The following is a 22,304-nucleotide window of genomic DNA, read 5'->3' as shown; positions in this document are numbered from 1 at the left end:
TGTTTCGTAGCGGTGGAGAAAGACAATGCCAGACAGAACCGATGCGCCCTCGACGAAAATCGACGGCTTCCTGAAAGTGCCGGACATCAAGGGCCCGAGCAAACGCGACGGCCATGAAGACGAGATCGAGATCCACGGCGTCGACTACAAGATGATCGCGCCATACGACCCGAACTCGCTGTCGCGACGCGGCCGCGTGTCGATGGGAATGATCAAGTTCTTCAAGCACTACGACAAGTCGTCGCCCTACCTGAAGAAGGCGCTGTTCGAGAACAAGGCGCTCGACGAGGTTGTGTTCTCAGCACGCCGCACCATCGACGGCGAGACCAGCGACTACCTGGTCGTGACGCTCACCGACGCCTCGATCATGGAATACGATATGCGGCAGGCGCAAGACGAGCCAGACCTGATCGAGGAAGAGGTCAGCTTCGCCTACAAGAAGATCAAGTTCGTCTACGACAAGGACGACGAGATCGAAATGGACGTCTATGTCGGCAAGTGAGGCCAAGCGGCCCGGCGCGAAGGCGCAGCTTGCCGGCAGCTCCCGGGCAAAGCGCGAGGCGGTTCAGCCCTCCCTCTGGGACCGCCTCGTCAACGATTTGCCCGGGCTGACGTCGGAGATTGATGGGCTGCGTCGCCTGCTGGATGAAGAACTCGGCGCCGAGCGCGTCGAGGCTCTTCTTGCCGGCAGCGCGCGGGCTATCGATGCCGATGCCGAGCTTACGGCCGAGCAGAAACGGCGACTGCACAGGCTGATCTTCCAGACCGAGCATCGCGCCGAAATCGAAAGCCGCGGCGTGGTGGTGTCGGCGCGCGTGCTGCGCGAAGCCGTGCGGCGCGACATAGAGGCGCTGTTCAACACCGAGCGTTTCGAATCCGTGCCGATGCTGTCCGACGCCGAGCACGAACAGCCCTTGGACGAGTTGCCGCCGCTCGCCGATTTTCCGGAAGTGCGCCGCAGCGTCGTCAATTACGGCGTGCCGTCCTTCTCCGGCCGCTCCTCGCGGGATTTCGACCGCGATACCCTGGCGCGCGAGATCCGCGCGGTGCTCGCCACCTTCGAGCCGCGTCTCAAGGAAAGCGCGACGACCGTGAACGTCACGCTCGGCGACAAGAGCGTCGGCCTCAAGATCGAGATCGACGCCGTGCTGATCATGACGCCGACGCCGGAACGCATGCGGCTGCGCACCACGATCAATCTCGACAACGGCCTGGCGCGAACCGAATTCCGGGAGACCTGAGATGGATCGGGTCTTCGTGGAGTATTACGAAGAGGAACTGACCCACATCCGGGCGCTTGCTGCCGAATTCGCCGACATGCATCCGGCGGTCGCCCGCAACCTTTCCCTCGATACCGTCCCCTGCCCCGACCCCTATGTCGAAAGGCTGCTCGACGGCGTTGCCTTCCTTGCCGCACGCACGCGGCTCAAGGTCGACGCGGAGCGCTCGCGCTTCTCGCGTGCCGTGCTCGACGTGCTCTATCCGGACCTGGTGACGCCGGCGCCGGCGACGGCAATGGCCGTGCTGAAGCCTGGACAGCAGGTGCAGTCGATGATCGCCGGTCACGCCGTCGCGCGCGGCACGCGGCTGGTCTCAGGCCTGCATCCGGGGCTCTCGACGCGCTCGACCTTCACCACCGCGCAGGAGGTCACGCTGTGGCCGATCGCGATCGCCTCGGTCAGCTACTTCCAGGACCGCAGCGCGCTTGCCGCCGCCGGCATCGCGCCGGTCGGCGGCGTGCGCGGCGAGGCTGCGTTCCGCATCACGCTGGCGCGGACCGGAAAGGGCAAGCTCAGCGAATTGTCGCTCGATCGTCTCGACCTCTATTTCGCCGGACGCGCCAAGGCGCCGCTCATCTTCGACGCGATCTTCGGCGCCTGCTCGGCCGTCGGCGCGCGGGCGGAAGGCAAGACCAATCCGCTCACCGCCCTGCCCGAGCCCGAGATGATCGGCATCCACGACGACGAAGCGCTGATGCCGCGCACCCGCCCGACTTTCGAGGGATACCGGCTGCTGCGCGAATATTTCATGATCCCGGAGCGCTTCCATTATGTGCGGGTTGCCGGCCTGCAGCCGGTGATCCGCAAGTGCGATGGGGCAATAGAGATCATCTTCCTGTTCCGGCGTCCGGTGCCGGAACTCGCCGATGTGACGGCCGCCGATTTCGAGCTGTTCGCGACGCCGATCATCAATCTCTTCGAACGCGAGTGCAACGTCATCGAGATCGATCCGCGGCGGACGCGCCAGGTGCTGCATGCCGATCGCACGCGGGCGCGCGACTTCGAGATCTTCCGCGTCACCCGGGTTGAGGACGCCGACGCCGAAGGCGGCGAAGCGGTCATTCCAGAACTGTTCAGCCTGGGACAGAACCGCGGCAGCGGCTGGGTCTACTCGACGGAGCGGCGCCCGCGCCGGGCGACGGAGGACGAGCGGCGCGACGGCCTGACCCGCACCTCCTACACGGGCGACGATGTCTTTATCGCGATCTCGCGCCCAGCCGGAAGCCCGGCGAACCGGCCGCTCAAGCGGCTCGATGTCATGGCGCTCTGCACCAATCGCGACCTGCCGATCCTGGACGACACGCCGACGCTGACGCTGGACACCGCCGATCCAGTGGAAGCGGTGCGGCTGCTAGGTGCGCTGCGGCCGCCGCAGCCGGCGATTCCGGCAGCGCTGCCGGCGGGCGCCGAAGGCGAATCCCGCGCCGACAATCTCGCCTGGCGGCTGGTGGCGCAGCTCTCGCTCAACTTCCTCAGCCTCGCCAAGGAAGGCCGCGGCGTCGACCCGCTGCATGCCTTGCTCGACCTCTACGCCGATCGCGGCGATCCGAGCCTTGCCCGCAACGTGCATTCGATCACCCGCATCGAATCGCGCCCGGTGATTGAGCGGCTCCAGATCGACGGGCCGATGTGTTTCGGCCGCGGCACCGAGGTGACGCTGCATGTCGACCAGTCGGTGCTGGCGGGTCAGAGCACACTGCTGCTTTCGGCCCTGCTGGCGCGGCTGTTCGCCCGCCATGCCGGGATAAATGGTTTCGTGCGGACCCGCACGCGGTTGCTGCAGAAGCAGGAGGATGTGCCATGGCCGATGACGCCCGGCAATCGCTACCTGATCTAGCGCGACCGGCCACAACCGAAGCGGAGCCGCTGTCGGAGGGCTACGACTTCTTCGAGCTGCTGCGCCGGCTGGAGCAGCGGCGCGGCCTGTTCGGACATTCCGGAACCGCGGAGCGCGAGCCGGCAAGGCTCGGCCAGCATGTGCGCCTGAGCTTCTCGGCCAGGGACGTGGTCAAATTCCAGGATGCGGGCGAAAAGGCTCCGGCGCGGGTGACCCTCGCCAATCTCGGCCTGCTCGGGCCTGAAGGGCCGATGCCACTGCATCTGACGCGCTGGGTGCTCGACCGGCTGTCGCAGCGCTGGTTCACCGGCGCCGACGCCGAGCAGACCAGCGACACGACCTTCGTCGACTTCGTCAACATCCTGCAGCACCGCATGATCGCGCTCTACTACCGCGCCTGGGCGGACGCGCATCCGGCGGTGCAGGTCGAACGTTCGGTCGGCGGTCGTGTGCGCGCCATGCTGGAAGCCATGGCCGGCATCGGTCTGCCCGGAACGCAGGACCCCGAGCTCGACACGGTTCGGCTGCGCCAAGCCGGATCGCTGGCCAACCAGGTCGACGGCGCCGAGCGGCTGACGCTGTTCCTCGCCACCGCCTTCAAGGTGCCGGTTGAGATCAAGGAATTCGTCGCCGCCTGGATCACCATTCCGAAGGCGCTGCAGAGCCAAGTCGGCAAGGCCTATGCGGCGCTGGGCAGCGGCGCGACGATCGGCCCTCGCGTCTTCAGCCGGCAGAGCCGCATCGAATTGCGCGTCGGTCCGCTCAGCCTCGATGATTTCAAGTCGTTCCTGCCCGGAGAACGGAGGCTTGCCCTGTTCAAGAAGGCGGTGCGCGACATGATCGGCGAAGCCCTTGATGTCGACCTCAGGATCGTGCTGGCGCGCGACGCCGTGCCGGCGCCCAAGATGGGAACCATCCAGCTCGGCCGAACTTCCTGGCTCTCGCGCCCAGCTGAGAAGGGCGACGCCGACGATCTCAGGCTGCGCACCATCGTCGGCTGGCGGCTGGACATGGCGGAGGCAGCCGCATGAGCCTGCTGCTGACCCTGGAACAAGGCCCGCGCTCGCAACTGGTCAGGCAGACCCGGCTGGACGAGGGCGAGTTGGTGATCGGCCGCAGCGCCGATGCCGGCTGGCAGATCGACGACCCGGACATGTTCGTTTCACGCGCGCACTGCAAGATCAGCGGCGGCCGCGACGGCTATTTTGTCACCGACACGTCGAGCAGCGGATTGTTTATTGACGACTCCGACAGCCCGCTCGGAACCGGCAGGTCGACCCGCCTGCAAAGCGGCATGCGGCTGCGCATGGGCGACTATGTGCTCCATGTCGAGATCCAGCCGGGCACCGGCCACACCTCGATCGGCCAGGCGCCGATCGCCAACGCCGCGCCGGCATGGCCGTCGCCACAGGCGCGGACGCCAGCCAGTATCGGCGGCGACGATTTCTTCTCGGCCAAGGTCGAGGAGGAGCCGCAGCGGCCGCGCCCGGCCGGGCTGCCCGATCCGTTCGAGCAGCCTGTGCCCGGAGCTTACGATCGCGCTTCGAACCAGCGCAGCTCGCCGGCCTTCGACGACCCGTTCAGCCTCGATCCGGTGGCGACGCCCGCCTCGAACGACGAGCCCGCCGCCGGCCGAGCTGACCCGTTCGGCTTTGGCGACATGCCAGCGCGCAACGACATGCCCGAGACCCCGCCCAAAACCGCCGGCTTCGACGATTTCAGCTTCGGGCCAGCCGCGACGCCCGCTTCCGGCCACGGTGCCGATCCAGCCGATCGCATCCAGCGGCCGGCCGAGAAGCCGAAGGCCGCCCGTCCCTGGGAAATACCGGCGCAGGTCCCCGAGCCCCCTGTCCCGTCGCCTCGCGCCGCTCCCGCGCCGCGGCCGTCGCGTGCAGCGCAGCCCGCGCCGAGCGACATGGCGCTGCGCGCGGCATTCCTGCGCGGCATGGGCGTCGAGGAGGCCGACTTTCCCGGGCGTGACGCGATCGCCGAGATGGAGAAGTTCGGGCGCGAATACAGGCTGATGCTCGACGGCCTGATGCAGCTCCTGCGCAAGCGCGCCGAAGAGAAGGGGAGCGCGCGCGTCGCACAGACGGTGGTCGGTTCTTCGGAAGTCAACCCGCTCAAATTCCTGCCGACGGTCGAGGACGTCATCGTCACCATCATCGCCGAGCGCAGCCCCGGCTTTCTCTCCGGCGAGGCGGCGATCAGCGATGCTGTCAAAGATCTCGCGCAACATCACGTGCGCGCCTGGCGCGGCGTGCAGGCGGCGCTGCGGCGCATGATCGACCGTTTCGATCCGGCCGCGATCGAAGAAGAGCTCAAGTCCAATTCCGCGATCGGCAATCTGCTCGCCGGCGGGCGCAACGCCAAGCTGTGGGAGCTCTACCAGAAACGCCATCGCGACATCGCCCAGAGCGCGGAATCGAGCTTCCTGGGCGAGATCGGCGCAGACTTCAGGGACGCATATGAAGAGGAGTGAAGCATGATCGACAGACGCGAATTCATCGTTGCCCTCGGCGCGACGGGGCTGCTTGCGGCTTGCCAGAGCGGCCCGCCGAAACCATCGGTGATCTCGGTCAACGTGACCGGCGGCGCCGGCATGAATCCGGGACCGGGCGGCGGCGACCGGCCGGTGACGGTTCTGGTCATGCGGCTTGCCAGCACCGGCAAGTTCAACTCGGCCGATTACTTCGCGCTGCAAGGCGACGCGGGCTCGGCGCTGGGCGCCGACCTGATCGGCTCGGACGCGATCTCGGTCGCGCCGGGCAGGACGGCGGCCAAGACCATCACGGTCGAGCCGAACGCCACGGCGCTCGGCTTCGTCGCGCTGATCCGCGAACCCGGCGGACGCAACTGGCGCACGACCAAGTCGGTTTCGCCGGGGTCGAAATTCACCATCAATGTCAGCCTCGGCAAAGGCGGCATATCCGCCTAGCGAAGCGTCAACAGGGCAGTGCAGAGAGTGGCAGCATGAGCGACGCAAACAGGGTGCTGTGGTCCGAGGGGCTCTTCTTGAGGACCCAGCATTTCCAGCAGCAGGACCGGTTCTTCGAGGGGATGGTGCGCGGCGCCTTGCAGGCGGGCCAGCTCCATACGTTCGGCTTCCAGCAGCTGACGCTCGACCAGTCGCTGCTCGACGCCGGCCAAGTGTCGATCGTATCCGCCCGGGGCATCTTCCCGGACGGCACGCCCTTCTCCATCCCGGAGCTGATGGATGCGCCTAAGCCGCTGCCGGTCACGGCCGACACCGGCGCCGGGCCGGTACTGGTGGCGCTGCCGCTCGAGCCGCCCGGCGGCGTCGGCTTCGATCCGGCGCATGCCGCATCGACCGGCGCGCGCTACCACGGCAAGATCGTCCCGGTGCGTGACGCCGTGCACGGCGGCGCCGATCCGGAGGAGATCGAGATCGCCCGGCCGCAAGCGGTGCTGCTGGCGCCCGGCAAGTCGGTCGGCGGTTACACGGCGCTGCCGGTCGCCGACATCACGGGCGTGCGCGCCGATGGCGGCGTCTCGCTCGACCAGTCCTTCCTGCCGCCGACACTGATCACCGGCGCCGTGCACTGGTACCGGCAATTGCTGCAGGAGGTCGTCACCGGCCTCGACCAGATCGCCGAAGCGCATGGCAAGATGGTGATGGGCGGCGCCGGCCGCAGCGTCGAGGACCTTTTGATGCTGCACCTCGCCAATGCCGCGCGGCCGCGGTTGGCGCATATGCTGGCGCAGGACGTCTTCCATCCGGCCGAGCTTTATCTCGAGCTTGCCGGCCTCGCCGGCGAGATGGCAACCTACGGCTCGAGCTCGCGGCGGCTCGGCGAATTGCCGGCCTACGACCACATGGCGCCCGGCCCCGCCTATATGGCGCTGGCCGACGCCCTGCGTTCGCTCATCCTCAGCCTGCGCTACATCGAGCCGAAGTCGCGCGCGCTGCCGGTCATGCGACACGCGACCAATGTCTGGAAGGTGCGGATCGACAACCCGAAGCTGCTGGTTGCCAGCCGCATCGTCATCCGCGTCGGCTCCGAGCTTTCGGAAGACGCGCTGCGCAAGATCTTCGTCAACCAGGCGACGGTCGGCTCGGCCGACCAGTTCGAGGGCCTGTGGAAATCGCGCCTGCCTGGCATTCCGCTGAAGCCGCTGCACTCGCAGCCCCGCGAGATCCCCTATGACGGCGACCGGCTGTGCCTGGAGCTCGACCAGAAGAGCGAGCACTGGGCCTCGCTGCTCGACGCTCCGGGCTTCGTCATCGGCGTTTCCGGCGTGCTGCCGAGCGAGCCGCAGGTCGACTGCTATTCGGTGAACAGGTGAAGTCATGAGCCGGGATGATCCCTTCGGACTGTCGGAGGATCGCGAGCGCACACGCATCCGGCTGACCGGTGCGGCGCCCCGGCCGATGGCGCCGCTGGCGCCGGGCGCGCCGGTCAAGCGGGCGCGCGCCCATCCCAATACGCTGATCAACATCTTCGCGCCGCTGCTCGAATTCGCGCCGGAGCTCGAAAGCGCGCTGGCGCCGGAGAACCCGGAAGTGATGCGCACACGCCTGCTCGACGAACTGGTGCGGGCGCGCGACGCCGCTGTTGCCTCGGGCGCCTCGCTGGAGCGCGCCGACCAAGCGGCCTGGGCCGTGGCGGCGCTGCTCGATGACCTCGCGCTCAACACGCCATGGGGCGGCGCCAGCGCCTGGCCGCGCCAGCCGCTTGTGGTGATGCTGCGCGGCGACGTCGATGCCGGTACCCAGTTCTTCACCCGTCTCGACGAGCTGGAGCGGCATCCAAACCGCGACCGCGAAATGTTGGAGCTGCAATATTACTGCCTGGCGCTCGGCTTCCGCGGCAAGTACCGGGTGCCAGGCCGGGCCGGCGACCGTTCGCTCAACGCCGTGCGGGTAGCTGCGGCGCGCTTCTTGCGCAATGCGGATGCCGAGGATTCGCCGCTGTCGCCGAACTGGAAGGGCGTGATCGCGTCCGACGAGCCGCAGCGTTTCATCGTGCCGATCTGGGTGATGGCGCTTGCCGCGATTGTCGTCGCCGCTGCCGCATATGCCGGCCTGTCGATGGGCTTGAGCAGCCAGGCCGTCGAGCTTTCCGCGCTGGTGCGCACGCTGCCGCCGGCCTCGCGCGGCGACGTCACCCGCGCCGCGCCCAAGCAGGATGCGCCCGAACCCGAAGCGCCGCAGCCGGTCGATTTCGCGCTGCTGCCCGAGTTCAAGGCCGCGGCGCCGGATGACCTCAAAGGCGCGCTCAGCGGCACCGAGAGCGTCTCGCTGGCGAAGCTCATCATCCAGTCCTCCAATCCCGAGCTGTTCCAGTCGTCGCGGCCGACGCTGACCGAGGGTTACGAGCCGCTGATCGCGTCGATCGCCAAGGTTATCCTGGACAACAAGGAGCTGATCGGAAAGATCACCGTCGTCGGCCATACCGACAATGTGCGCCTGCAGAAGTCGAACCCGCTTGCCAGCAACCAGCGCCTGTCGGAAGCGCGCGCCGAGACCATAGCCAAGCTTCTGGTGCAGGCCGGCGTGCCGCCGGAGAGCATCTCATCCGAGGGTCGCGCCGAAACAGATCCGGTGGCCGACAATTCCACTCGGGAAGGCCGCGCGCTCAACCGGCGCGTCGAGGTCCTGGTCGAGAAGAGGCTCTGAGATGTTCATCCTGCGCTTCCTCTGGGCCGTCATCACCTCGCGTTTCCTGTGGACGCTGATCGGCATCGCGCTGCTTTCACTGCTGATCTGGGTGTTCGGGCCGATCGTGCAGGTTGGCCCTTACGCGCCGTTCGAGTCCGACAATGTGCGCATCGCCATCATCGCCGGGCTGATCATCCTATGGCTGATCTGGCTGATCATCGCGCAGCGCCGCGCGATCCGCGCCAACCGCATGTTCGTCGCCGAGATCGCGGCGCCTGTCCAGGAAAAGCAGCTCACGCCCGGCGAGGAGAGCGTCGCGGCTGTCGGCGCCAAGTTCGGTGAGGTGATGGCCGAGCTCAAGCGGCGCAAGCTCGGCGGCCGGAAATTCCTGCGCGAGATGCCCTGGTATGTGATCGTCGGTCCGCCGGCCACCGGCAAGACCACGGCCTTGCGCCAGTCGGGACTCAATTTCCCGATCGACCTGACCGACGACCTGCAAGGTGTCGGCGGCACGCGCAATTGCGACTGGTTCTTCTCGGAAAACGCGGTGCTGATCGACACGGCCGGCCGCTATGTCCAGCAGGAGAGCCAGCCGGATGTCGACGCGACGGAATGGCTGGGCTTCCTCGACCTGTTGAAGAAGCACCGGGGCCGCCGTGCGCTCAACGGCGTCATCGTCGCACTGTCGATCGACGTGCTGTCGGAGGGCGACGAGGCGATCAAGGCGCATGGCCGAAAAATCCGCCGCCGGCTGGCGGAGCTGAACGATCGGCTGGAGATCCGCCTGCCCGTCTACCTGATGCTGACCAAGGCCGACCTGATCAAAGGCTTCGAAGCTTTCTTCGGCGGCTTGTCGACGACGGCGCGCGAGCAGGTGTGGGGGACGACTTTTCCGCTCGACGCCCGCGTCAACGCCGGCATGATCCAGACCGAGCTTGCCAGGCTCGCCTCCGAGCTGGAGCGGCGGCTGGTGCCGCGGCTGGAGGACGAGGACAAGCTTGGCCAGCGCGCCGAGATCTTCCGCTTCCCGGCGCAGCTCGCCAGCCTGTCGGAGCCGATCCAGGTGCTGGTCGAGGCGATGTTCGGCGAGAGCCGCTACGAGGAGGCCGCATGGCTGCGCGGCCTTTACCTGACCTCGGCGACGCAGGAAGGCGCGCCGATCGACCGGCTAACCGCGGCGCTGTCGTCCTCCTTCGGGCTGCCGCCGCGCCGCGCCATGCCGGCGGCGCGTGTCGAGAAGCGCAGCTTCTTCCTGCGCAATCTGCTCACCGAGGTGATTTTCAAGGAGGCCGGCCTTGGCACGTTCGATCCGCTGGCGCAGCGCCGCCGCGCCTGGATCTGGCGCGGCGCGGCAGCGGCCTGCGCGCTCGCGGCGCTGCTCGCTGGCGGGCTGTTCACCTGGTCCTATCTCGACAACCGCAACGCGATCACCGAGCAGGCTGGCCAGTTCGAAGCTTTGCAGCAGCCGCTGACCGACGTCGCCGCCATGCCGGCCGCGGTCGAGCAGCCGACCATGGACGGCGCGCTGGCGGCGATGGATGCGGTGGCAGCGGCCCGTACGGCACCGCCGGATGCCGTCCACAATTTGCTCGGCCCGACCGCTTCGGCCGAACTCATCCGCGCGCAGACCGACACTTACGACCATGCGCTGCGCAACGTGCTCGAGCCGCATATGGTCGCGTTGCTCGAAGCCACGATGTGGCGGCAGATCCGCGATCCGGATTTCATGCTCGGCGCGCTGAAGACCTATCGCATGATGACCGGCCTGTCGCAGATGGATACCGATTTCGTGCAGAACTGGTGGGTGAACAGCCTGCCGCAATTCGCGCCCGCGCCGCCCTTCCCGACCGCGGACGCCGAACAGCACCAGCTTGCCGCGATCGGCCGCATGGCGGTCGACGACAGCTATATCGCGCCGGACAAGGAACTGGTCGCCGAGGCGCTGAAGACGGTGTGCACGATCTCGCTGCCGGAGCGCGCCTATAAGCAGTTGCTGGCCGATCCGGAAGTCGCCGCCGTCAAGGAATGGGTGCCGGCCAATTTCGCCGGACCGAACGGCGCCAAGGTGTTCGCGCGCCGCTCCGACAAGACGCTGAGGGTCGGCGTGCCGGGCCCATACACCTATGCCGGTTTCCATGACGCGATCCTCGACCGGGTCGAAGATGTCGCCGGCCAGGCCGCGCTCGACCGCGCTGTGTTTGCCGGCGGCTGCTCGGAGAATTCGGAGACCTCGGTCTCGGCGCTGTCGGAAGACATATTGAAGCTCTATTACGACGACTATATCGCGCAGTGGGATTCCTTCCTGCGCGATATGCGGCTGGCGCCGCTGACCGATCTCAACGTCGCGAGCGAGAACCTCAAGGATCTGTCCAGCGCCGACTCCGCGCTGAAGCGCCTGCTGACCGCGGTGGTGCAGGAGACCGACCTCACGCGCTCCGACGACGCAGCCGCCGACGACAAGAGCGGCGGCGCCGCCAAGACCGGCTCGAAGCTTTTGAGCAAGCTCGGCAAATTGGGCAAGGTGGTGAAGACCGGCGCGAAACTGCTGCCGCGCGCGGGCTCGGCCGATCAGGTCGACATGACCGGCAGCCTGGTGGCCGAGCATTTCAAGCCGCTCAAGGGCACGATCGCGCAGGTCGACGGCCAGCCGCCGGCGCTCGACGCCGCCGTCGTGGCGCTGACGGCGCTGTCCAATGTGCTGCAGACGGTCACCGCAAACCCTGACCCGCAGGACGCCATCAAGAAGCAGGGCGGGCTGGCCGAACTGACGGGCGCGGTCGCGAGACAAGCGCAGATCCTGCCTTCGCCGATCAACGACTGGCTGGGCGGCATCGCCGGCGACACCAGCGGCCTGTCGCAGAAGGCGGTCACCAATGAGCTCAACGCCATCTGGCGGGCCGACATCCTGCCCTTCTGCCAGGCAGCGCTCAACAACCGCTATCCGTTCAGTCCGGAAAGCGCCGTCGACGTCAATGTGCGCGACTTCCAGCGTCTGTTCGGGCCGACCGGGCTGATCGACGCCTTCACCAACGACCATCTGATCAACTATGTCGACACCGCCAGCGAGCCGTGGAAATGGCGCGCCGATTTCGGCCTCGATCCGGCGGCGCTGGCAGCCTTCGAGCAGGCGCGTCACATCCGCGACGATCTCTTCCCCGGCGGCACCGGGCCGGTGATGAATTTCACGCTGGAGCCGAAGGACCTGTCGCCCAACGTGGCGCGGGTGACGCTCAACCTCGATGGCCAGAACCTCGTCTATTACAACAACGCGACCCGGCCGCAGCCGATGACATGGCCCGGCAAGGACGGCACCGGCGTGATCTCGCTCGCCTTCCAGCCGGTCGACGGCTCGCCCGAAGTGATGCTCAACGAAACGGGCAGTTGGGCGTGGCTCAGAATGCTGCGCGGCGGCCGCTTCAACGCCACCAAGCTCACCGACGTCTACAGCCTGCGGCTCGGCACCAAGGGGATGTGGGCCGACTTCGAGCTCAAGGCGGCCAGCGTCGAGAACCCGTACACGCTAGAGATGTTCAAGAAGTTCACATGTCCGCCGCAGATCTGATCCTGCCCGGCTTCTACGGCAAGATGCCCGCCGCCGGCGACTTCGTGACGCGGCGGCTGCCGGGCGATTTCGTGCGTGTGTGGGACCGCTGGCTGGCGCAGCACATCGTGCCGTTGTTCGGGCTCGAGACCTGGCCAATGGGCACGGCGCTGCGCTTTCTGGCCGGCCCCGCTTCCTTCGGCGCCTCGGCGGGCATCGTGCTGCAAAGCGCCGACCGGGTTGGCAGGCAATTTCCGTTGAGCGTCGTCGCAAGGCTCCCGGAGGCGCCCCTCAAGCTGGCTTATGCCGACGCATGGTTTGAAAGCATCGAGACCCCGGCCCTGGCCGCGCAGCGGGGCGAGCTGGCGTCCGACGAACTCGACGCCGCGCTGGCTGCCCTGCCGGTTCCAATTGTCAGCGGCGAAGGCGATGTCATCGGCGACCTCGTGGCGTGGACGGCGCATACGGATATTTTCGACGTCGATCCGCAGGCGCCGCAACCGACGCTGGAGCAGATTTTTGCGGCGAGTTGGGAGACCAGTTGATGTTCGTCAGCCAGAACACTACGCCGTTTCTCGCCGAGACTTTTCCCTATCAGGACAAGCATTGCGTCAAGTTTTGCGTCGCGGTCGTGCGCGCGACATACGATGTCGATGAGCAAGGGAACTGTACGCCCAGCAAAGCGCAGTCGCCTTTCGTGTACGCCGATACGCATTACGGCGATCCGGAATCCACCTCCATCCGCGTCGAGACTGACTTCGCTCCCGTCAAGCCCAAATGCGAGGTCCTGCTCGATGCGGTGGCGATGGCGCCGCCTGGACAACAGGCCGAATCGGTCGAAGTGCGCCTGGTCGGCCCGGGATTGGACAAGCGGGCGGTGGTTACCGGCCAGAGGCGCTGGTTCAGGGGCGGGCTTGGCATCCAGGCTTCCCGGCCGACACCCTTCGTTTCGATGCCCCTGGCATGGCACCTCACCTTCGGCGGCACCGATCGAACGGATCCAGACCCGGCAACGCATCGCAGCGACGCGGTCAACCCCATCGGCAGCGGCTATCTTGCCGGCCAGGGCAATATTGACGGCACACCTTTGCCATGCGTCGAGCACCCCCAGTCGCGGATGCGCATCTGGAACGACCGGCCGCGCCCGATCGGCTTCGGCCCGGTGCCGCGCTTTGCCAAGGACCGTGCGCGCTATGCCGGCACCTATGACAAGCACTGGATGGAAAACGTCCTGCCCTTCCTGCCGCAGGATTTCGACGACCGCTATTTCCAGGCCGCGCCCGAGGACCAATGGCTCGACAAGCTTTCCGAAGGCATGATGTTCGGCTGCGCCGGCATGACCAAAGGCGGTATCTTCAAGGTCAAGCTGCCTGCGCTGTCGGTGCCGGTGCGCTTCATGTACGACGACAGGACAGAGCACAAGATGGTGACACCGGACACTCTGACCATCGTGCCGCATGAAGGCAGGATCGTCCTGGTGGGGCGGGTAAGCACGAAGCTGCCCAGGAAGTTTGTGAAGCTGCAGCAGGTGCAAGTAGGCAGGGAGCCGAAACCCGCCGATCCCAAGCCACATTACGCCGGCTTGAAGGAAGCGGTCGCAGCATTGGCCGGGAGGCGCAAGAAGAGATGACGGCCATTGCCTGCGCCAGCATCGTGTGCCCAGTCGGCTACACGCCGGCAAGCGCCGCTGCCGCGATGCGGGCGGGCATCCCGGTCTTTGAGGAATTGCCTTACCGCGACCGCGGCGGCCAATCGATTCGCGGAGCCAGGGTCGACGGCGTCCCGCCGGAGGCGCATGGCCGAACGCGCCTTGCTACGCTGGCCCGGCTTGCCGTCGAGCAAATCGATGCCAGGTTTGCTGCCATGCTGCCCTGGGGCGAGATGCCTTTCCTGCTGTGCGGTCGTGACGCCGGCATGCCAGGCGCGCGCATCAATGGAATTCTGTCCGGGCTCACGGTTGCCGGCGGCAAGCCATTGGCTGGACCACGAACCTTCCAAGTTGCTCATGGCCAGATTTCGGCATTCGTCGCCATTGAACAGGCACGCAAGCTGCTTGGCGAGCGCGACGTGGAGGCATGCCTCGTCATGGCGATCGACAGCCTAATCGACGCGCGCGCGCTGAGTTGGCTCGACAATCGGATGCGGCTGAAGACCAGCAAGATCACCGATGGCCTCATCCCCGGCGAAGCGGCCTGCATTCTGGTGGTAAGCAAACGTCCGATCGTCGAGGGGTCCCTGCGGCTGCGGGGCCTAGGCCTCGCCGTTGAGACCGCAACAGCCAGCAACGAGGACCCTTTCCGGGCCGACGGCCTCAGCGCGGCACTGAAAGCCGCGCTCGGCGAGGCCGGCGTCCAGTTGCACGAGGTTGCGTTCCGGCTCAGCGATGTCGGGGGCGAATCATATTCATTCGAGGAACTCGTGCTGGCGCAGATGCGCAACACGCGCAAAACGCGGCCGGCGCAGCCCGTTTGGCACGCGGCCGACTGCATGGGTGACTGCGGGTCGGCGGCCGGCCTGATCCAGTTCGCCTGGGCGGAACAGGCTTTCAAGCGCGGCTATGCGCCCGGCGAACTCGCGGCTCTGCACGGAAGTTCGATGGCGTTTGGCGGCCGCGCGGCCGCCGTGGTTTCTGCGTAGGAGGTTTCCGCATGACGAAGAAAGTCTTTGCAGGAATGTGGGAAATCGCCGCCGAAAACGGCATGAACAAGTCCATCGCACGGTTTCCGGACGTCTGCATGTCGCCGCCTTCGCCGCCAGCCGGCCCGATCCCTATCCCGTACCCCGACACCTCGTTCTCCAACAACCTGAAGTCCGGTTCCAGCACGGTGCTGATCGGCGGCAAAGGCGCCGCGCTGGCGCAGCAATCCTACTACCAGGAACCGGTCCTTGGCGACGAGGCGGCGACGCGCACCTTCGGGGCGAATGTCGTCACCCATCAAATCACCGGCAAGACCTATTTTCAGGCCTGGTGCATGGACGTGAAGTTCGAGGGCAAGAACGTCTGCCGGCACTTCGACATCACCACCAGCAATCATGCATCGAGCGGGACCACCACAGCGCCGCTACCGCCGATCGAATTTCAGAATCTTGCGGATGCCCAGGATGTTATCGACGCCGGAATTTGTCCCTGTTGCGGCGACGCGTTGCACGAATGGCAGAAGGACCCCGCAACTGGAAGGCCATTCAGGGCCGTGACGTCTACTCAATTCTGGCAGTCGCGAATCGACCGTCTCCCGCCAGGTCCCGACCAGACGGCGCTGTACAACACGCTAAGAGATTTCACGCTTGCAAAACAGCAAGCGCGGGCGGCGCGCGATGCTGGCGGGGCCGGATGCAACAACGTTCATCCGTCGAATACTTCCGGCTGTGCCATACATTTCGAAATTCCATCCGGGGTGCGATATCCACCTCGGGGTGCCTCGGGGCCCAGAACCGTGGCGCAGGTGTGCGACGACGCTTTCGGCAGGCGAGCGAAAGCCAAAGTCGACAGGCAGTGGGGTTCCACCCCGACAACGCGTCCGACCATGACAAAGCGAAATCACATGACACCGAAACAAGCAGGCGGATGCAACGATCCAGACAATGTGGTGCCAGACAACAAAATGGGCGGCCCCGAGTGCGACGACATTGAAGACCTCCAAACGACACTCGAACAGGGAACCAGAAGTTTAATCTAGCCGCCTCGTGATCGAGATTGGAATCGAATATGCCCATCGAAAGAGACTTTGACGCACTCGCGCTGGGGTTCTTTCTGCCTCAGGAAGATCCTGTCAGTTCAAAATACTCCCTGAGCCTCAAGGCAAACACGGCTTGGGAGGATCTGTACACGATAAACCTGCACTGTCGGGAGGGAGATTTTTCGAAGCTGACCCATGTAAGAGAGATTCTCCTGCGCAGCCAAGACAGCCTAATCTGGTACGCTGGTGTCAATATTCTTGGTTGCGCTGGTGGGTGGACCGAGATGACAGCCGCGCTGAGTCATCTTCAAAAATTGCAAAACGAAGAGTGGGTTCGCTTTCATTTATCGGCACTAATCGGCCTGTCATGCGACATCCGCGCGGTTCCCTTGCTGGTAAAACTCTATTCCATTGGGACGAACCCCGATGAGGACCGCGATCAGACACTTCGCGAACTCTCTTACCTGCTGGAGTCCGACGACGGGCCAATCTTTTATTCGCGTGACGATCAGCCGACTCCGGAGATCCTGGCGGAGCGGGTGGACTCCATTCGATCGTCAGTCGCCGACGGTCTCGTCGGTATGAAGGTTTTTGAGGCGCGGACATTGGACGTGGTGCAACTGGCAAAAGGCATGCTAGCCAAATTGGAGGCTGAAGACGCACAGAGCGAACGATTCCACCGCGGTTTGCTCATTTTTGAAGCTGCAACTGGCGTCAATTGCACGGGGCTTTTCAACGAGAAGGGTCGTGACCGCCGGCTCGATGCGGTGGCCGTTCTGGAGGAATTCCTGGAGAGCGATCAGTTGAACCGGTTCGTTCCCGGCCAACGCTATTTCTTCGGACACCCCATACCAGACTGAAGAACAGCACCTGGGGTGGTTCACCGTTTCACGGAAAGGACGGACCCCCTATCTCTTTGATTTTAACGGGGCACTTTTCCTGGAATTGCTCCTGCGGATTTACCGCTGCGGCACGGTGCCCTTCTCCGACCACCACGCTTGCACCCGATCGGGCAACGCAAGCTTTACCACGTCGTTCTCGAAGTGTTGGGCGAAGGCCGGGCCCAATTCCTCCGGGCCGACCGTGAACAGCTTCGTCTCCAACCTGGCTTCGGGAAAAAGCTCGAGAAATGCCGCGCAGGCCGCGACGGCCACATAAGGCTCGCGCATACGCTCGATGAGCCAGGCCAGAACGGACCTGTCGCCCAGCATGCCGATGCCGCGGACGGCAAGCGGCGCTGTCTGCTGGGCCTTCATCAGCCCTCCCATCCAGGCGCGAACGTCCTTGTCAGGTCCCGCCTTTGCCAGTGCGCGCAGCGCGACCATGGCATCCGGGCCGGCGGCCGCCGCGATCTTCCTGAGTTCCTGCCGCGTGAGGTCTCCCGACCCCAATTCGACGAGCGCCCAGCCGGCCCAAAGCCGGACGCGCTCATCCTCGTGATCGAACGCGTCATGGACGTCGCGTACCAGATCGAAGCGTCGCAGTTGACCGGCAAGGCGCAAGGCCGCAGTGCGCACCCTGGGATCATGATCCTTAACCAGCCTGGCCAAAGTCGCGCCTGGGTCAACGGTGTGCTCCGCGCATGCCGAAACGGCTAGAAAGCGCAGGAAGGCATCCGGCTCGCCTATCCACTTGCGAACAACCGGCCCGATGACCGCTGGCTTATGCCATGCCAGCGCGCCAACCAGGCCCTTAGCGTCGTCACTTGTCAGACGCCCGAATTCTACCGCCTGGGCCACTTTCTCGCCGTCGGCCAGCTCCAGAGCCATCCACGCGAAAGCGAACAGTTCGCCCTTGTCTGGGAAGTCCTCGTGCTGCGCGATCAGAAACGGCCAGGCGGAGGCGGCGGCGATGCGCAGGGCGTCCAGGTTTATCTCGAGTCGCTGGTCGATCCCGGCGATGACCCTGGCGTCGGGCGGATCCTCAGCTGACCAACTGTCACGCTGCGCCCACAGGAAGGCGACAAGCTCCGCGTGCTGGCGTATGACTTCCGCCGCAATGCGGGCCGGCCGTGGACCCTGTGCCTTCAACGGAGTCTGCATCAATTCAGGTTGATCGAGCCGCCGCGAATGCGCTGAGCGCCACTGGCGTGGCTGGTGATATGAGCGCCGCGAATTGTGATGCGGCCGTCCGCCTCCATCAGGATGATCGCCTTGCCACATCTGAGCTCGAGGCGTTCCTCAGCGATGATCTGCACACGCTGCCCGTCACGGATGACTTGCGGAGCCGTCTTCGAGCGGTTGGGATCGACGATCCGACCGACGATCAAAGGCCTGCGAGGGTTGCCTTCCTGGAACAGCAAGGCCACCTCACAGCCAATCATATTGGAAGACAATTCGCACAGGCTGTGCGCGGGCAACGCTGTTTTTTCCGGATTGCCGGGGAAAACGACGAGCGGCGCCTCCTCACCGAAACCCAGGAAGGCACCGATTACGACGCCGTCTATCTTAGCCCTGACCTTGCTCATCGCCACCCTCAATTCTCATTGATCGTCGAGCCTTTGATGATCACGTCGCTGGAGGCCTTGATGTTGATCTTGCCCGAGCCCTTGACGGTAATATCTTTGCCCTCGATGATGATCGTCCCGTCCTTCTTCATCACGATCTGCGCGCTGCCCGTCTTCAGGGTGATGCTCTCCTTGGCGTCGAGCGTGAAATTCTTGCCGACCTCGATAACGCCGCTCTCACCGACATCGATCTTGCTGCCTTTGGCAATCTTGAGCATGTGACCGCCGCCGATATCGGTGGCGTCGTTGGATGCGATGTTGGTGGCTCGGGAGGCGCCTATGTCGGTAGCTTGTGACGATGCGATGGTAACAGTCTGCCCGGCGCCGATGCTGATGTCTTGCCCCGCACCGATGGTCCACGAGTCGCCGGCGCCAATGCTGTGGCTTTGGCTGATCCCTACGCTCACCGACCGCGTCGCCCCAATCGTGTTCGTCTGCGAAGCGCCAACAGTTCTCGCCTCGGCAGCGCCCACCGTATCGACACGCGCCACCCCCACCGTGACCGTCTGATTGAGCCCCACCGTCTGCGAATGGTTGGCGTCGATGTTCTCGGTCGAGTTGGCGACGACGTGGATCGTCTCATTCGCCATCACCGTCAGCTTGCGGTTCGCGCCCACCGTTTCGGTGTCGTTCGAGCCGATGTTGGTGGTCTGGTCGACGCCGATCTTGACCGTCTTGTTGTTGCCGACGTCCTCGTCGAGGTTGTGGCCGACGGAGTGCTTGGCGTCGTGGTCGATGCGGTCGGACTGGTCATGCTGAACCGTCTTGTTGCGGTCGTGCTTGATCAGCAGGTGGTGGTCCTTCTGCGCCTGGAAATTGACCAGCTCGGAGCCGGCCTTGTCCTCGAACATCAGCTCGTTGTAACCGCCGCCACCCTTCGAGGAATTGGACTTCCAGCCCGACTGGGTGGCGTTGCCCGGCAGCCCGTAGGGCGGCATCTGCGAGGCGTTGTAGACGCGGCCGGTGATGATCGGCAGGTCCGGGTCGCCTTCGATGAAGTCGACGATGACCTCCTGGCCGATGCGCGGGATCTGGATGAAGCCCCAGTTGCTGCCGGCCCAGGTCTGCGAGACGCGCACGAAGCAGGACGAGTTCTGGTCCTTCTTGCCGAGCCGGTCCCAGTGGAACTGCACCTTCACGCGGGCATATTTGTCGGTGAAGATCTCCTCGCCCGAAGGGCCGACGACGGTCGCCGTCTGCGGGCCGCGCATGATCGGCCGCGGCGTGATGCGCGGCGGGCGATAGGGCAATTTGGTGGGGGCCACGCCGAGCACCACCTTGAAATTCTCGTTGTGGGCCTCGTTCTGGGTCCGGTAGCCAGGGTCGAACAGGCGGTATTCGGCGCTGACCACCAGATAGTCCTGGTTCTGGTCGTCGCGCGGAAAGCTCTCCAGCGTAAACTTGCAGCCGGAAAAAAGGCCGCGCACCGTGCCAACCGCGGTGCTGTGCTGGTGCACGGCCTGAAGCTCCTCGCGGCGGATCCCGGCGATCTTGTCGCCGCGCCCGACATCGAGATGGGCGCCTGGCTGGCGATAGTTCTCGCCGGACGCCTCCTTGTGGGCGAAAGGCTGGGCGGATTTCGCCATCAGATCGGCGCCGGGCTTCTCGAAATCATAGTCGGTGTGGGCATAGGCGCCCGGCCGAACCGCGCTGCCCGGTATCCATTCGGTGATATATTCGACATCGCGCCGCGAGGCCTGGCCCTCGAAGTTGTAAAGCACCTTCTCGTAACCGGGCGCCGGCTTCAGCTTGCTCATCGCGTCGCAGAGGATGAGCGTGTGCTTGCCCTCGTCATGCTCGAAGAAATAGAAAATGCCTTCGTGCTCGAGCAGCCGCTGCACGAAATCGAGATCGCTCTCGTCATACTGCACGCAATATTCGCGCTGGGGATAGGAGCCCTGCAGCCGCTTCTCGAATTTGGCGATGCCATATTTCGAGAAGATCTTCTCGACGATCTCCACCGCCGTCATGTTCTGGAAGATGCGGCAATCGGTGGTGTTGCCGAGGAACCAGAGCCACGGCCTGACGGTCGCCTCGTAGAAGGCCAGCCGATCCTCGATGCGGGTCAGCTTGAAATCCGACACGAGGCCACTGAACCAGCGCTTGGGATCGGACTCGCCCTCGACCGAAACGATGCCGCCAAGCATCTTCAGCGGGTCGACGTCGCGGTTCTTCGAGACGAAGCCGACCGTATAGGCGAAGCAGCGGCTGATCTCATCGCGCCCGACGAGATGGGTGAAGGTCAGGTCGGCGCCAGCCGGCGTCTGTACAACCGTGGCACGTTCGTTCGGCATGGGTCGTGCCCCTCCTCGACGCGGCCGCCAGTGTGACGGTTTGAAGCCCCCGCTCTATTAACTGCATCACGTTCGGGAGCGTTCGAGTTCACCGCACCGTATCCGCGTCAGCCTAGCACATGTTTGAGGGAGGCCAAATAATAGCGATGGCTAAAGCGTGCCCATACGCCGGTGTGAAACGCTCCTCTCCCGCTCGGCTTGCAAGCTGCTAGAATAGCAGAGCAATTCCGGAAGGGCGCTCAACGGTTTTCCGCCCGGAATTGCGCGCAAGATAAGCATTTGTTGACCAAGTTCGGCGACGCTTCCGGATGTTCATCTCTCTCCAGATCAGCAATGTCGACAGGCTGCCAGCCGGCACCGCCGCCAGCTATACCGCCCGCGACCGCAGCTTCGAGATCGGCCGCGAGAACTGCGACTGGACGCTGTCCGATCCGGACAAGTTCATCTCGGGCCGGCATTGCGAGGTCCGCTACCAGGCGGGCTCATTCTGGCTCTACGACCTCTCGCGCAACGGCACCTTCATCAATGGCTCGAGCCAGCGCATGGCCGGGCCGCACCGGCTGGCACAGGGCGACCGGCTGCTGATCGGCCGTTATGTCGTCGGCGTTTCGATCGAAGATGAGAGAGCCGCGACCGGACATCCGCAGACCAGGACCGGCTCCACGCAACGCGAGCTGCCGCCCTCGACCGGCGCCCCCCTGGATTTCGGCCATGAGCCGCTCTTCAATCCGACGGATCAGCGCTCGGCCGGGGCGGCGCGGGTGTCGACATCCTCGGCGTTGCAACAGCCAGGGCCGGCAGCCCCACCCAATCGGTCCGCGGAAGCGGATGCGATATTGCGCGAGATCGCCAGGGCGGCAGGCATCGCGCCCGACTTGCTGCAGGCGCGCAATCCTCACGAGGTCGCGGCCGAGATCGGCGCAGTGCTGAGAACCACGGTCGAGCAACTGTCCCTGCTGCTCAAGGCGCGCGCGGCGGCAAAGGTGCTCGCCAAGAGCGCGAACCGCACGATGATCGGCGCCGAGGACAACAACCCGCTGAAATTCGTGCCGGGCGCCGACGACATATTGGAGATCATGTTCGCCAAGCGCAGGGCGGGCTATCTCGATGCCAGGCGCAGCGTCGAGGATGCGTTCCGCGACCTGAAAGCCCACGAAATCGCCACCTACGCCGCCATGCAGGCGGCGCTGTCGCGGCTGCTCGACGACCTGTCGCCGGAGGCGATCGCGAAGAAAATCCCGCCTGCGTCCTTCTCGTCCAGGAAGAGCCAGGCCTGGGATGCGCTCGTCGCGACATGGCGGACGATGGAAGATAAGCATGAGAACGGCATGCTGGATGTCTTCCTCACCTATTTCGCCGAAGCTTACGCCAAGGCCGACAAGCAGAAATAGACGCACGGGCCCAAGCGCATTTCACCGTTTCACGGAAACGGTGAAATGCGCCATCTTCTTGTTTTCACGCAATTCCAGACGGAAAACCGCTCACACTTTTCCTGGAATTGCTCTAACCGCGCCGGCCGTATGTGACGGGTCTCATAGAAGAAGAC

At 65.1% G+C, this 22,304-nt stretch carries 18 protein-coding genes; 15 read left to right on the top strand and 3 right to left on the bottom strand.

The features are described 5' to 3' along the window. Window positions 1-25 precede the first annotated feature (25 nt). From E5X34_RS01875 to E5X34_RS01810, 14 genes are read left to right on the top strand one after another with little or no spacing between them, the layout of a single operon-like run. Window positions 26-502 (top strand): Hcp family type VI secretion system effector, encoded by a 477-nt coding sequence (locus tag E5X34_RS01875; RefSeq protein ID WP_126062707.1) that lies wholly within the window; start codon window positions 26-28, stop codon window positions 500-502. Next, complete coding sequence (gene tssE, locus E5X34_RS01870) at window positions 489-1,241, top strand: type VI secretion system baseplate subunit TssE (protein ID WP_292560285.1); 753 nt, start codon at window positions 489-491, stop codon at window positions 1,239-1,241. Before E5X34_RS01875 ends, tssE begins: the two co-directional genes overlap by 14 nt. A 1-nt stretch (window position 1,242) precedes the next feature. Next, the gene (tssF, locus tag E5X34_RS01865) at window positions 1,243-3,117 is read left to right on the top strand and encodes a type VI secretion system baseplate subunit TssF (RefSeq protein WP_292560282.1); all 1,875 of its coding nucleotides are present in this window, start codon (window positions 1,243-1,245) and stop codon (window positions 3,115-3,117) included. Beyond that, window positions 3,081-4,148, top strand: a complete 1,068-nt coding sequence (gene tssG, locus E5X34_RS01860) for a type VI secretion system baseplate subunit TssG (RefSeq protein ID WP_292560280.1) — start codon at window positions 3,081-3,083, stop codon at window positions 4,146-4,148. Before tssF ends, tssG begins: the two co-directional genes overlap by 37 nt. Then, the gene (tagH, locus tag E5X34_RS01855) at window positions 4,145-5,599 is read left to right on the top strand and encodes a type VI secretion system-associated FHA domain protein TagH (RefSeq protein WP_292560277.1); all 1,455 of its coding nucleotides are present in this window, start codon (window positions 4,145-4,147) and stop codon (window positions 5,597-5,599) included. The genes tssG and tagH (E5X34_RS01855) overlap by 4 nt, the downstream gene beginning before the upstream one ends. Window positions 5,600-5,602: 3 nt before the next feature. Continuing rightward, entirely contained in the window at window positions 5,603-6,055 is a 453-nt protein-coding gene (gene tssJ / locus E5X34_RS01850; protein WP_292560274.1) for a type VI secretion system lipoprotein TssJ, read from the top strand. A 35-nt stretch (window positions 6,056-6,090) separates the two neighbouring features. Further along, window positions 6,091-7,425 (top strand): type VI secretion system baseplate subunit TssK, encoded by a 1,335-nt coding sequence (gene tssK, locus E5X34_RS01845; protein WP_292560272.1) that lies wholly within the window; start codon window positions 6,091-6,093, stop codon window positions 7,423-7,425. A gap of 4 nt (window positions 7,426-7,429) precedes the next feature. Further along, complete coding sequence (gene icmH / locus E5X34_RS01840) at window positions 7,430-8,758, top strand: type IVB secretion system protein IcmH/DotU (RefSeq protein WP_292560270.1); 1,329 nt, start codon at window positions 7,430-7,432, stop codon at window positions 8,756-8,758. A 1-nt stretch (window position 8,759) separates the two neighbouring features. Beyond that, window positions 8,760-12,302: a type VI secretion system membrane subunit TssM gene (tssM, locus tag E5X34_RS01835; protein ID WP_292560267.1), complete on the top strand. Its 3,543-nt coding sequence runs from the start codon at window positions 8,760-8,762 to the stop codon at window positions 12,300-12,302. Beyond that, window positions 12,284-12,826, top strand: coding sequence for a type VI secretion system-associated protein TagF (tagF, locus tag E5X34_RS01830; RefSeq protein ID WP_292560264.1), 543 nt, complete (start codon window positions 12,284-12,286; stop codon window positions 12,824-12,826). Before tssM ends, tagF begins: the two co-directional genes overlap by 19 nt. Further along, a complete protein-coding gene (locus E5X34_RS01825; RefSeq protein ID WP_292560260.1) occupies window positions 12,826-13,911 on the top strand; it encodes a DUF2169 domain-containing protein in 1,086 nt (361 codons plus the stop codon). Before tagF ends, E5X34_RS01825 begins: the two co-directional genes overlap by 1 nt. Beyond that, a complete protein-coding gene (locus E5X34_RS01820; protein WP_292560257.1) occupies window positions 13,908-14,918 on the top strand; it encodes a hypothetical protein in 1,011 nt (336 codons plus the stop codon). Before E5X34_RS01825 ends, E5X34_RS01820 begins: the two co-directional genes overlap by 4 nt. A gap of 11 nt (window positions 14,919-14,929) precedes the next feature. Then, entirely contained in the window at window positions 14,930-15,958 is a 1,029-nt protein-coding gene (locus E5X34_RS01815; protein ID WP_224632822.1) for a PAAR-like domain-containing protein, read from the top strand. A gap of 29 nt (window positions 15,959-15,987) precedes the next feature. Beyond that, complete coding sequence (locus E5X34_RS01810) at window positions 15,988-16,818, top strand: hypothetical protein (protein WP_292560252.1); 831 nt, start codon at window positions 15,988-15,990, stop codon at window positions 16,816-16,818. A gap of 99 nt (window positions 16,819-16,917) precedes the next feature. Here the strand turns inward: E5X34_RS01810 and E5X34_RS01805 are convergent, their stop codons facing one another. The 3 genes from E5X34_RS01805 to tssI are packed head-to-tail and all read right to left on the bottom strand — an operon-like array spanning window position 16,918 to window position 20,758. Next, window positions 16,918-17,988, bottom strand: coding sequence for a HEAT repeat domain-containing protein (locus tag E5X34_RS01805; protein ID WP_292560249.1), 1,071 nt, complete (start codon window positions 17,986-17,988; stop codon window positions 16,918-16,920). A gap of 11 nt (window positions 17,989-17,999) precedes the next feature. Continuing rightward, window positions 18,000-18,425, bottom strand: a complete 426-nt coding sequence (locus E5X34_RS01800; protein WP_292560246.1) for a DUF6484 domain-containing protein — start codon at window positions 18,423-18,425, stop codon at window positions 18,000-18,002. A gap of 8 nt (window positions 18,426-18,433) precedes the next feature. Next, window positions 18,434-20,758, bottom strand: a complete 2,325-nt coding sequence (gene tssI, locus E5X34_RS01795; protein ID WP_292560243.1) for a type VI secretion system tip protein TssI/VgrG — start codon at window positions 20,756-20,758, stop codon at window positions 18,434-18,436. A gap of 308 nt (window positions 20,759-21,066) precedes the next feature. Here tssI and tagH (E5X34_RS01790) point away from each other — a divergent pair, with 308 nt between their 5' ends. After that, window positions 21,067-22,149 (top strand): type VI secretion system-associated FHA domain protein TagH, encoded by a 1,083-nt coding sequence (tagH, locus tag E5X34_RS01790; RefSeq protein ID WP_292560240.1) that lies wholly within the window; start codon window positions 21,067-21,069, stop codon window positions 22,147-22,149. Window positions 22,150-22,304: the final 155 nt, after the last annotated feature.

This window comes from Mesorhizobium sp., assembly GCF_004963255.1.
In the GTDB taxonomy this organism is placed as follows: Bacteria; Pseudomonadota; Alphaproteobacteria; order Rhizobiales; family Rhizobiaceae; genus Mesorhizobium.
Note: the sequence above shows the minus strand (reverse complement) of the source record. Positions and strands in the feature narration are given on the sequence as shown.